This window comes from Polaribacter sp. PL03 (assembly GCF_033875165.1).
GTDB lineage: Bacteria > Bacteroidota > Bacteroidia > Flavobacteriales > Flavobacteriaceae > Polaribacter.
On the sequence record NZ_JAWZSV010000002.1, the window covers coordinates 246,668 to 259,674 of the forward strand.

At 27.1% G+C, this 13,007-nt stretch carries 11 protein-coding genes; 1 reads left to right on the forward strand and 10 read right to left on the reverse strand.

Annotated features, from left to right (window positions below; all coding sequences use genetic code 11):
• Nucleotides 1-8: 8 nt before the first annotated feature.
• Both SHK09_RS04355 and SHK09_RS04360 read right to left on the reverse strand, forming a co-directional pair.
• Entirely contained in the window at nt 9-1,190 is a 1,182-nt protein-coding gene (locus tag SHK09_RS04355; RefSeq protein ID WP_319809555.1) for a glycosyltransferase, read from the reverse strand.
• Nucleotides 1,191-1,298: 108 nt separating this feature from the next.
• The gene (locus tag SHK09_RS04360) at nt 1,299-2,570 is read right to left on the reverse strand and encodes an oligosaccharide flippase family protein (protein WP_319809556.1); all 1,272 of its coding nucleotides are present in this window, start codon (nt 2,568-2,570) and stop codon (nt 1,299-1,301) included.
• A gap of 279 nt (nt 2,571-2,849) precedes the next feature.
• On the opposite strand from SHK09_RS04360, the gene SHK09_RS04365 reads away from it, so the two are divergent.
• A complete protein-coding gene (locus SHK09_RS04365; RefSeq protein ID WP_319809557.1) occupies nt 2,850-4,925 on the forward strand; it encodes a tetratricopeptide repeat protein in 2,076 nt (691 codons plus the stop codon).
• Between the two features lie 52 nt (nt 4,926-4,977).
• Here SHK09_RS04365 and SHK09_RS04370 read toward each other — a convergent pair whose 3' ends face one another.
• The 8 genes from SHK09_RS04370 to SHK09_RS04405 all read right to left on the reverse strand — a co-directional run bounded on the left by SHK09_RS04370 (nt 4,978) and on the right by SHK09_RS04405 (nt 12,935).
• On the reverse strand, nt 4,978-6,663 hold the full coding sequence (locus SHK09_RS04370) for a T9SS type A sorting domain-containing protein (protein WP_319809558.1): 1,686 nt from the start codon (nt 6,661-6,663) through the stop codon (nt 4,978-4,980).
• 107 nt (nt 6,664-6,770) lie between these two features.
• Nucleotides 6,771-7,484, reverse strand: coding sequence for a LytTR family DNA-binding domain-containing protein (locus SHK09_RS04375; RefSeq protein WP_319809559.1), 714 nt, complete (start codon nt 7,482-7,484; stop codon nt 6,771-6,773).
• Between the two features lie 5 nt (nt 7,485-7,489).
• Nucleotides 7,490-7,807 carry an Hpt domain-containing protein gene (locus SHK09_RS04380; protein WP_319809560.1) on the reverse strand — a complete coding sequence of 106 codons (318 nt, stop codon included), beginning with the start codon at nt 7,805-7,807 and terminating at the stop codon, nt 7,490-7,492.
• A gap of 2 nt (nt 7,808-7,809) precedes the next feature.
• Nucleotides 7,810-8,853, reverse strand: a complete 1,044-nt coding sequence (locus SHK09_RS04385; protein WP_319809561.1) for a sensor histidine kinase — start codon at nt 8,851-8,853, stop codon at nt 7,810-7,812.
• Nucleotides 8,853-9,998: an FIST signal transduction protein gene (locus SHK09_RS04390; RefSeq protein ID WP_319809562.1), complete on the reverse strand. Its 1,146-nt coding sequence runs from the start codon at nt 9,996-9,998 to the stop codon at nt 8,853-8,855. Before SHK09_RS04390 ends, SHK09_RS04385 begins: the two co-directional genes overlap by 1 nt.
• Nucleotides 9,999-11,981: a PAS domain S-box protein gene (locus tag SHK09_RS04395; protein ID WP_319809563.1), complete on the reverse strand. Its 1,983-nt coding sequence runs from the start codon at nt 11,979-11,981 to the stop codon at nt 9,999-10,001.
• The gene (locus SHK09_RS04400; RefSeq protein ID WP_319809564.1) at nt 11,981-12,520 is read right to left on the reverse strand and encodes a heme NO-binding domain-containing protein; all 540 of its coding nucleotides are present in this window, start codon (nt 12,518-12,520) and stop codon (nt 11,981-11,983) included. Before SHK09_RS04400 ends, SHK09_RS04395 begins: the two co-directional genes overlap by 1 nt.
• 1 nt (nt 12,521) lies before the next feature.
• Entirely contained in the window at nt 12,522-12,935 is a 414-nt protein-coding gene (locus SHK09_RS04405) for a response regulator (RefSeq protein ID WP_319809565.1), read from the reverse strand.
• Nucleotides 12,936-13,007 lie beyond the last annotated feature (72 nt).

Sequence of the window (13,007 nt, forward strand, 5' to 3'; positions counted from 1 at the left end):
AAAGCTAATTATTTCTTTTTATCAATAATTTTATTGAATTCGTCTAAATATATATTTGTAATTCTTTCCATAGGAAAAGCAGTTGCAGCCTTGTAATTAGCTTCACCTAGCTGTATTCTGTAGGCATCATTGGTTACAATTGCTTTAATCGCATTTGCTAAACTTTCAACACTTTCTGGTTCAAAAAATTCACCTCTATAACCTTCGTCTTCAATTAAAGTAGCTAAATCCCCTAAATTTGGCATTACTACTGCCCTACCATAACTACCTGCTTGGTGTAATACTCCAGAACTTCCTGTTGTAGAAGTATACGGAAAAACAACTACGGCACTTTCTGTAAACAAAGGCTCTACTTCTACTTCTTCTACATAACCTGTAAAAGTAAGTTGTGGCACATGTTTGTACGTTTCTTTAGCATTAGCTAAATAACCTGGCACATTTGGGTTGTCTGTTCCTGCAATTACAATTTCTAAATCTAAGCCAGTTTCTTTTCTTACAATTTCTACAGCTTCAATCATAGATTCTACTTTTTTGTAGGTTCCAAATTTACCAAAAGTCATTACTTTTAATGGGCCTTCTGGTAATTCTTGAGAAGGATTATCAGGAATTTCAAAAGTTCCGTGAGGAATCATTTTTACATTATCTACCTTATACTTATCCTCTAAAGTAGTAACATACTTATCCATAGTTACCGTAACTAAATCTGCTTTTAAAATTAGCTTTGTTAATGAAGTACCAATAAAATTATATGCTTTTTGAGCAAGTTTATTAGACGTAAAACCAGCACTTTCTAAATCTACTTGTTCTAAAATATTATGCAGTAAAACAATTGTTGGTATTTTTTTCATTTTACAAACCATTGGTATCGCTAAACCTAAAGCCGCTGCTACTTTTTTATCACCAAATTTCATGAATTGTAAATTAAACAATATGGCATCTGGCTTCGTTTGATTAATTGCTTTGGTAACATTTATAATATTTGTATAGCTATTAAATTTCCAACATTCTTTCACTATAATTTTACAACCATCTTGTTCAAACTGAATATCTTTTTCTCCGGAAGTTTCATCTGTTAAAAGAATTAATTCTGTTACTTTTTCACTTTGCCTAAAACTTTTTACTAAGTGATATGCATACTCGTTTAAAGTTACTTTACTTGGTGGATATGCAGTTACGATAGCTAATTTCATATGTTAATTTTTAATTATAGTACAAATTTCAGTTTTTTACTTTTATTTTATTACAATAAACGGTTCAAATACATTTATATATAGACCAATGGAAAATAGCTTTAGATATTACTCTTCTTTTATGTCTTTTACAGCTATTGCTGCTTTAGAATCTTTTATAAAGAAGAAGCTAAGTTGCACTATTAATAGTAAAACCATCGCTATAATTTGCACGTGAACAACTTGTTCTAATGTTTCGTGATAGAGAACAACCAAAACTATTTGTAACATTCCGAAGATTCCAGAAAGAACAACAGGAACATATTTATCTAATGATAAGTAGTAGTATGCAAATATGTTTGAAATTGCAAAAATACCGGTAGCTGAAGCGTATTTCCATAATAAAGAAGAAATAGATAAGTATTCACTACCAAATAAAATTTTAATTATTTCATCAGGAAATAAAAAACAACTAATAACTATTACAGCCGCAATAATACCTATATAAACAACGTATTTTAATAAGATTGGTAACGTATCTTTTCCTTCTTTTTTTAGTTGAACAACTTTAGGTAAAAGCAACATTACAAACATCCAAGCAATAAAATATACTACTCTACCAATTAAAGCCAAAGAGGCATACAAACCTGCTTCGTAAGAATCGAAATAATGTTTTACTAATAGTATATCGCTGTTATTAATTATAATTTGGGTTAACTCATAAAAAGCTGTAATAATAAAAAAGTTTTTTACCAACTTCTTGTTTGTAACATCTAATTTAAATGGTTTGAACAAAGAAAAATTACTAGTTTTAAACGGAATTAATCCAAATACAAAAGAGCAAAAAATACCAATCGCAATTATTAATGACGAATCTATATCTAATAAATATAATAATGTAAAAGTCAATAATAAACGACTAATCATTTCTGATTGATAGGTTATTGACAAAGATTTTAATTCTTGTTTTCCCTGAAAAACACCTCTATTTACACTCATTAAAAAGTAAAACGGAACTCCAAAACCAAAAATAACAAACATTGTAGAAGAAGTTGTTTTAAAAAAATGCTGCAACTGAGTTGAAAAAACAAGTATTGCAATTCCTAAAAAGATTCCTGTAAATAAAGCATTTTTGTAAATTTTAGCAATAAAACCACTAAATATAGAATCTTCAAAAAGTACAGAAAATTTAGCAGTAACCAACTGAAAAGTCATGGCTACAAAAGATAATACCAATAAAAAAGTGATTAAAATGGCTGCGTCTGCAAATTTTTCTGGTCCTAAAACTCTTCCTAAAACTAAATTATATAAGTAATTTCCTCCGTTTACCAAAAGAACACTTAACATAAATAATTGTTCTGGCTTAATACCTTTTTTTACAAATCGTATAATTGCTTGCATTCTTTTTCTAGATTGAGGGCGTTTTATTTGTTGAAAATAACCATAAAATTCTTTAAAACTGCATTCAACAAGAAAAAAAATGTTTTTTTTTATTTTTACTTTAAAAAGAAACATTTTATTTTTTTCTGAATTTTAATGTTAGAATTACTTACTTTTAATCAAAATTCAATAAGTATCATATAGAAACCCCCAAAAAGGAATGTTTGTATTTTAAAGTAACTTTATAATGTTATTTAATAAAATATGAGCTCCTAACTTGAATTTTAAAAATAAAATACTATGAAATTAATTTATTCAACTCTTTTGCTTCTTTTTCTTGTTAGTCTAAATAGTTTTAGTCAGAATATGAAAGAAGGTTTTACGTATTTAGAAACTGGTAAATACAAACAAGCAGAAGTCTTTTTTGAAGGTATATTAAAAGATTATCCTACAAATAAAACAGCAAGACTTTGTTATGGTAGAGCTATAGGATTAAACGGTAATGCTACTAAAGCAGTAACTTTATTTACAAACCTTTTAAAAGATTATCCTACAGATTTTGAAGTAAAATTAAACTATGCAGAGTCTTTACTTTGGAATAAAAATTACCCTGATGCTAAGACTTATTACCAAACACTACTTGTAGAAAATGATAAGAGTTTTCCTGCTCTTTTAGGGTACGCTAATACGTTATCTAATTTAAAAGAATTTGAAGAAGCTTTAATATATGTAGACAAAGCTTTAGAAGTACTTCCTGGTAATCCTAATGCATTGGTTTCTAAGAAATATATGAGATTAGGTTTAGCGAACAAAAAAATTCAAACTAAAGAATATGATGTTTCAGAAAAATTATTAAATGAAAATTTAAAAACGTTTAAGGATGACAAAGAAACATTGTTAAACTTAGCCAATTTGTATTTAATTTCTAATCAAATTGAGAAAGCAAAAAGTACTTATGAACTTATTGGAGAAAAAGCAGAAAATAAATTAACTTCTTTAAACGGAATTTCTTTGGCTTATCATTTAAATGGTGATGATAAAACAGCTTTAAGTTTTAGTGAAAAATCTTTAAAAAGTATTGATGAGAATACCACTAAAACATTAAAAAATCAAACAATAGAAAGATACATTCAAGCATTAATATGGAATAAAAAATACAGTGCAGCAGAAACTGAGATTAACAAACTGTTAAAAGGTAATAATGCACCAGAAAGTTGGATGTTATCTTTAAGAGCAACACTTAATGTTTATAAGAGTGATTTTAAAAAGAGTTTAGAAGATTATAATTTAATTCTAAAAAAAGATAGCGCATCTTTCGATGGGAATTTAGGTAAAGCCAATGCTTTAAAAGCTTCTGGTTATTATAAAAAAGCATATAAGAGTGCAGAAAACACCTTAACTTTTTATGAGAAACAAAAAGATGCTACTAATTTTATTAAACAATTAGATTTAAGTTTTACCCCTTTTGTAGAAACTAAAGTTTCTTATTCTTATGATAATGGTAATAATGAGGCCAATGCATTCGATTTTAAAACTGAAATTCCTTTTACTACAAAATTTAAAATCTTAGCAAATTATAATTACAGAACTACCACTAACCCAGTTACTAATAAAGAAGCAACTACTAATAACTTATTGTTAGGTGCTTCTTATCAATTGTTAAATAATGTAACGCTAAAAGGTAGTTTGGGTGCAACCTCTTCTAGTTCTAACGAAAGCGATTATACACAATTATTAACAGATATCTCATTAAATATAAAACCTTTTAAACTTCAGAGTTTAGAAGTTGGTTACAAAAGAGATATTCAGAACTTTAATGCCGCTTTATTAAATGAACAAATTGTTCAAAATAACCTTATTTTAAATTATAGCTTAAACACCAATTTTAATTTAGGTTGGTTTACCCAATATTATTATACATGGCAAAGTGATGAAAATGCTAGAAATTTATTGTTTACTTCTTTATACTATAACATTCTTGCAAAACCATCTATAAAAGGAGGTATTAATTATCAAAACATCTCTTTTAAACTGCAAGTACCAGAAACCTATTTTAGTCCAAGTAAATTTAGTGCAGTAGAAGTATTTGTTGATCTAATAAAAGATGAAGCAGCTGCTAAAGAGAAAGAATGGTTTTATGGTTTAACCGCTGCAACTGGTTTGCAATATATAGAAGGTGCCGATGGACAAAGCACCTACAGAGTGCAAGCTAAATTAGGATATAAATTTTCTGAACGTGCATTAATTAACGTATATGGTTTGCAAAGTAATATAGCTTCTGCAGTTGCTACAGCTGGTGATACTAGTTTTACATATACAGAATTTGGCTTGCGATTTAAATGGTTGTTTTTAAAGAAACCTTTATACAAAAAATAAGGGCAAAAGATTTCTCTTTTGCCCAACAACATTCCTACTAAAAATTGGGGGACTAGTTGACGATAAAGGTTCCGGAATGTTGATTCTTTTTATCGTCAATCAATTTATATTTATAAACCCCAACTTTTAAATTTGGTGCATTATATTCAACTCTATTCATAGAGTTCTCTGTGTTTAATTTTTTATAATCTACCACTCTTCCTAGTAAATCGTATACTCTAATATGAATAAATTCTGATTCTATAGCTAACTTAATTGTAGTACTCTTTTTAAACGGATTGGGGTAATTAATTAATTTAGTTTGTATAGCGGTAGACAAACTATCTGTAGCTAAAACAATTTCTGTGGTAAAAGACAAACTATTAACTGTTAGATTAAATGGAACATAATTTGTATAATCTCCAATTACAGAAAATACAATTGTTTTAATATTTTTAATCTCGCCACTATTACCGTCTGCATCTATAAATTCATTAAAAGCAACGTTATAAGATCTTTCGTCTGAATTTGCAGCAACTGTATAACGTAATCTGTTTTCCCATTTTCTATTATCTTCTTGCATAATAACAATTTCAATTGCCTGATTATTTATTATTGAAAAATTTAAAAAATCATAATCTGTAACATTTAAAGTTTGGTCTCTTGGTAAAAGATGTCTAAACAAATTAATATTGCCTTTAACTTCGCCAGATGCACTTGCACTTCTATCTACATCATAACTATCATCTGTATACTCTCTAGCTGCAGTTTCAATTTTAAATTCGTTTACTGTAGCAAATTCTTTTAAATAATCTAATGCCCAAGGACCATCTGCCAGGTATAAAGCATCTTTTTGAGCAGTTACAGAAGTTTGTAAAGAGAAACCAATGTCGAATAATATACCGGTTTCTATATATAAAACTTCATTATAATTACCCGTTAAAGAAAAAGTTTTTGTAAAATTAACATGTTTAGATACTTCTGTTTTAGCAATATTACCCTCAAATATTATTGAAGTTTCTTTCGTCTTATTAACTATATTTAATTCTAAAACTCCGTTCGAATAAGAGCCAGATTTAACGAAAACATTGGGTAAAACAGTTTCTATTTTGTTGCTTTTCAAACCATTTAGACTCGTATGCTTATCAATAATAAAATTAGCAATAGAAAGTACTTGAGAGAAAGAAGTTCCCCAGATTTGAAAATTTTGATAATTCCCTGCAGGATATTGATCTATATTCCAAAAACTAAACAATTCATAATCATTAGCATTGGTTTTAATAGAAAAACTTAACGCAAATTCTATTTCACCTGTGGCCCTTTTTATTTTAGAACTTATAATTAGATGACCTTTAGTTTCTATAGTTCTTATATCTTCTAAGCTAGAATTATTTAACCTATTGTAAATAACTTTTGAATGATTGTAAATAGTACCATTAGTTGTTGTTGCAAAAACTGCTGATACTCTTTTTTGGCCTTGATAATAATCTACAGAAAATATTTCTTTTGCATTTGTAAAACCTAACAAATTTCTTGGACTAGAAACGATAGCTGTTTCTGTTTTAAACATACCCGTTTTTGGTAAATACTCTACTATAGATTTTGTACTTGTTTCTCTATTTAATTGCGTTTCTTTTTTATCTAAAGAATTCCTTGATTTTTCTATTACACTTGAAGTTAAACCACTTATCGATTGGTACGATTGAGCGTTTATTGATGTAATTACTGTAGATATTAAAATAAGTAGAATTTTCTTCATGATATCAATTATATCACAAAGGTAATCGGTAAATTAAGTTATAATATAGATCTTCGTCTCTTACACTTTAACTATAGACGAAGTGTAATTTTAGTATCGACCAATCACTAAAGTAAGTCTAAACGTTTCATTAATTCTGGTCTTTTAGATCTACTAACAGGAATAACATCTTTATTTATTAAAACACTATTATCTTGAATGTCGATAATCTTTTTAATATTAATAATGTAAGAACGATGTATTTTTAAAAATAAAGAATCTGGTAACTTTTCTTCAATTTTTTTAAGAGTTGAATGTACTACGTAGTCTTTATTTTCTGTTTTTATTCTAATATAATCTCCTTTAGCTTCAATTAAATAAATTGTTGGTAAATCTATTTTAATTAAACGTCTATCTATATTTATATAAAAATCATTGTCAACATCATTCTTATTAGAACTAGCAACATTTGTTTTCAAGTCAGATTCTAATTCTTTTTTCTCTGCTTTTTGAATAGCTTTCTTAAAACGAGGTAATTCTAAAGGTTTTAATAAGTAATCTACAATAAAATCATATTCAAATGCTTCTATTGCAAATTTAGGGTCTGATGTTGTTAAAATTATTTTTGGTGGATTTTTTAAGCTTCGAATAAAATCCAAACCACTAAAATCTGGCATATGAATATCTAAGAAAATTAAGTCTACCTTATTTTCATTTAAATATTTTATTGCTTGTATGGCACTAGAAAACTCTTCTAAAAGGTTTAAAGAACTAATTTCATTACAAAGAGTTTTTAAAATAACTCTTGCCATTTTTTCATCATCAATAATAATACAATTCATAAAACTTATATAGTATCTATATAGTCTGAAATTGCTGTTAAAATTTTATCAAAATCTTTTTGTTTGTCTAAACTTAGTTCGCGCAGATTATGTTCAAATTCATTCGCTATTTCATAACTTTTTTCGAGACCTAAAATACTAATTTTATGCTTAAGTTTATGAACATTTTCTTCAATTTTTTTAAACTCTTTTTTTTCTAAGCTATTGTAGTAGTCTTTTTTTTCTTCTGGAAACTCTGTTTTTATAACATCTATTAACTCATTTTTAATAGAATCATCTCCTCTAGCTAACTGGTTTATATACTCTAAGTTGGGTTTTTCCATATTTATTTTTTTATACTGAAATAAAAAGTAGTACCTACTTTTGGTTCAGATTCTAAAGAAATTTCACCTTTATATACTTCTATAATCTTTTTTACAATAGACAATCCTATTCCTGTAGATTTATAATCGTTTGCTAGTTTTTGAAAAGCAACAAAAATTTTATCGAAATATTTATTTTCAATCCCTTTACCATTATCTTTTATATAAAATTTCCAGAAATCATTTTCTTCTTTAAAACCTATTTCTACAATAATTTCTTTTTTATCATTAAACTTTATAGCATTTTCTATTAAATGTAAAAATAGTTGCTCTAATCTAAATCTATCTCCTTTTATTGTTGGTAGTTTTTCTGGAAAAATAAAAGAAATGTTTGCTGCATCTTCTCTGTTGTTTAATATTTCTTTTACTAAAGAATCTAAATTTACATCGTAAAAATCTTTTTCATTTTTACCTATTGTAGAGTATTGTAAAATACCTTTAACTAAAGTATCCATCTTTTCTACATTTTCTCTAATTAATTGTAAGTTTTCTGTACCTGTTGCATCTAAAACACCAGAATAATCTTCTAAAACCCATGCTGTTAAGGCTTCAATACTTTGTAATGGAGATTTTAAATCATGAGAAACCATGTGTGCATAATCATTTAACTCTTGATTCTGACGTTCTAAATTTCTTAAAAGTTTATCTTTTTGTTGATTTATTTTAATAATTTCTTTTGTTTGATTGTCTATAAAATCTACCAATTTTAAGGAGTCTGTACTTTCTTTTGGTCTATCGGTATTTAGTTCATAAAACTGTAATTTATCTATTACACTTTCTAATTTAGATATTACGTTTCTTTGTGCCTTAGATTCACTTTTTAGTTGCTCATTTGCATTAAAAAGTTCTTCGGAACTAATTGCTGTTGCCCTTTGAAGCATAACAAATTGCTCTTCAGACGTTGTATAAGATCTATCAATTGCATCTAAGAATTTTTCTAAATCTATATTAGACTGCAATTCTTTAGGCAAAAATTTTCTTATTTGTCTTTTTAAAAGAGAGTTCATTATTCGCTTATTAATGTAATTGTCATCGTTTGGTTATGTAACTGACAGCTGCTTTCTCCTATAAATGGAGCTATCTCGCCATAAGAATACAAACCTGTAATTGTTGCAGATTCACCAACAACTTCTATTACTTCTTCTACTTCCTCTTCTACTCTTTGGTCTAAAACTAATTTTCTACCAATACAACTTACTAAAATAGCTAATTCTGGTTTCTTTTTTCTAAATTCTAATGCATTTGTTGCTGCTTTTTCTGCTGCATTTACAATATTATCTACATTAGTCATCATTAATTGAACCTTAGAGTTCTCGAAAATATCTCCAGCCAAAATCATAGAATTATCTTCTTCATTAATATTTAAAATAGTTCTAACAATAGAATTATTATCTTCTTTAGACTTTACGTTTAAAGGATACAGCAATGCTGCACTTGGTAATTCTTTAGATTTTTCTCCTAAATATTTTTTATACAAATCTAAAGCAGGTAAATTATCTAGCTCATATAAAACATTTCCTTTAGATTTTGTTACTACTCTTTCTGGTCCAAAAGGAGTCCATCCGCCATTAATAGAAAATGTAATTTCTAAAGATTCGCCATACAAACCAATAGCAACCATTTCTCCTGGTTTTGGTTTTTCATTATAAGAAGAAATTGTTTTTTCAAACCTAGCATCATCACCACATAAAGCTCCAGTAATTAATAAATTATTATCTGTAGCAGAATTCATTCCTTTTGTTAACTGACTACCGTTTATAAAACTTCCTTCAGAAATAACAAAAACATGTTTTAAACCTTTGTTATTAAACTGACTAATTAAGTCTTTACCAATGGCAAAACTATCTATTTTATCGTCTAAATTTGCCCCTAAAACATTTGCTGTTTTAATTACAAAATTACTTTTCTCAAATTCTATTGCTGTAATTGTTACACTTTCATCATCTATAGATTCAGAAGAAATATCTCCACATGCAGAACCAAAAACTATATGCCCATCTTTAAACATATTTCTTATTTCTTCAAAAATAGTTTCTTGTTCTAATAAAAATCTATTTCCAAAAACTAAAACTAATGGTGCTATTAAGTCTTTTTTTTCTGATAAATACTTCCAATCAGAATTTTTATATTTTTTAAGTTGTACCGTTTTCATTTAGTTCTTTTTTATGGTGAAGTAAAAAGTTGTTCCTTTATTTGGTTCGCTTTCTAACCAAATCTTCCCTTCATGTAAATCAATTATTTTTTTAACAATAGACAAACCTATACCTGTAGAATCTTTTCTTTTGTTTAATGAAGTAAATACTTCGAAAATTTTATGATGGTATTTTTTCTCAATTCCAATTCCATTATCTTTTATAGAAAATTCATAAAAAGAGTTATCTTCTTTACAATCTATTTCTACAAGACCTACTTCTTTATCACAAAATTTAATAGCATTACTTATAAAGTTCTGAAACAATTGCTGAAACTTCGTTTTATCTCCTCTAACAATTGGTAATTTATTAATTACATTAACAGATATGTTTTCTGGGATAAATAGAAAACTCTTTAAATCACTTAATGTTGTATTTAAATCTACATCTTCTACTTCTTGTGTATTAGAGCCTGCACTAGAGTATTCTAAAACATCTGAAATTAGTTTTTCCATTGTTTCTAGTGTAGTATCTACTAAGTCGAAATTTTGAAGCGTCATTTCATCGAACTTCCCTTCATTATCTGCCTTTATCCAAGAGATTAAAGCATCTATACTTCTAAGTGGAGATTTTAAATCATGAGAAACAATATGTGCATATTCATGTAATTGATTATTACTGTTTTCTAATTCTTTTAAAATACTTTCTTTTTGTAGCTGTAACTTTTTTAATTCTGTAATATCTAAGTTAATACCAATAGAACCTACTATTTCTCCAGATAAATTATAATTTGGTGCACCACTTACAAGCCAGTGTCTAATTTCTCCTGTCTTTGTTTTTACTTCTAAATCGTATGAATTAGATTCTCCGTTAATTCGTTTTAGTTTTTCTTCCTTTAAAATATTTAAATCTTTTTCTATTGGAAAAATTTCACTGCCCCTTTTACCTACTAATTCGTTTTCTGTATAACCAGACATCTCTTCAAAACTTTGATTAACCATCAAAATTTCATCGTTTTTATTTAATTCTACCAACCCTAAATTCATGTTGGCTATAATATTACTGTATTTTTCTTTTTGGGCTTCTAAGCTTAAACTATATTTTTTTTCTAAAGTGATATCTACAAACGTCCATAAATAACCCTTTGTTTTACCGGAAACAATAATTGGAGTATAATTCCTCTCTAATATTTTTCCATCGATCATTTCTAACTGATCACCAAAAACAGCAACTTTACCTTCCACTATCTCGTCCATCCTTTCTACAAAAGTAGATGATTCTTTAAATAAGAATTTATTTTGTTCGGAAGCCAATCTACAATCCATTCCAAATAAATCATCTGGCTTAGCATTAATTTTAAATAACTCACAAAACTTAGTATTAGATAATACTATTTTTCTGTTTTCATCTTCTAAAACAATTCCACTATTTAAGCTTAATACTAATGCAGAAAGCATATTCTTAGACTCAATTAGTTTTTCTTCGGAAGCTCTTTGTTCTGTAATATCTCTTACAATACCTTGTGCTGCTATAGGTTTCTTATTTTTGTCATAAATTACACTAGCGTTTATATGTACTAATTTAATTTGTTTAGACTTGGTATAAATTCTGCCTTCGTAATTTTTAAAAAAACCTTTTGTCTGTAAATCAAAAAAAGAAGATATACCATATTGTACATCTTCTTTATATATTAAGTCCATTACATTTAAAGGTTCTCTATCTATATCATAACCAAAAAGGCGAACAGCTGAGTCATTAAATTTAACAATATTTCCTCCTAGATCCATAATAACAAATGCATCTACAATATTTTCAAAAACTCCATCTAATTGAGAAGATTTTTCATCTAAAAGATTCTCTAGTTTAAAATTTGTTTTCTGTAATTCTTCTGTTAAGAAATATAAATCTCTAGATTTATCTTCTAATATTTTTTCAGCAGCTTTTCTTGCTGCTTTTTCTCTTTTTAAGCTTCTTTCTAATATGTCTATTCTTTCTTGGCTCATTAATTTTTAGTAATAATGAATTTAACTTCTGTACCGTCTTCTTTAATTTTTTCTAAAACTATAGATGCTGTAGAATTAAAATGCTCGAAAGTTTTATTCATTAAACCAAGACCAAAATGATGCATTGCTCTACTAGACTTATAATTTAGAACTAAAGAATTTTCAGTTTTTTCTTGAACTATAAATGTAGGTAACTCTGCATCTGGGTAAATTTTTCTAACCTCTATATGAATATGATCTTCAATAGAAGATATCATTTCTATAGGATCTTTATAAGTTGCTAATAAACCTGGGTAACTATTTTCTATTACACTAAAAAAGTGTTCTGCATAAACTAATAACAAATCGTCAATAGAAATTTTTGTATGACTACTTAAATGTTGCAATAACTGTAACATTTCAGAAAAACTGTATGTTCCAATAGAGGTATAAATTCCTTCAGACTCTAAATTAGATTGAGAAATAATTTTATCTACCATCTCTAAACCAAACTTTTCTTCTACTAGATCTAAAAATTCCGTAAAAACGATACCTTTCATATTAATACTTTTTTAATTCATTTATACTCCAATAAGATAAAACCTTTTCAATCTTCTTTACATAATCATCATACTTCAAAGGCTTTAATATATAGCCAGAAACACCTAATCTATAACACTCTTCTAAGTCTTTTTGATTATCTGATGTTGTTAAAATAACTGTAGGAATATGTTTTATATCATCATTCTTTTTCAATATTGATAAAAATTCTATTCCACTTATTTTAGGCATGTTTAAATCTAATAAAATTAAATCAGGAAAATTACTTTTATCTTCTAAAATTTTTAAAGCCTCTTCTCCATTATTAGCAACGCTAATATTATGGTTTAATTCTAATAATGAAATGGTTCTTTTCATTTTCATTATTTCAATTAAATTATCTTCAATCAATAATACGTTAAGCTGTTTTTCCATAATTAGATTTTCACTTTTGTGAGTTACAAAAATACATTTATTAATAAAAAATTAATTTACATCGTTGGTTAA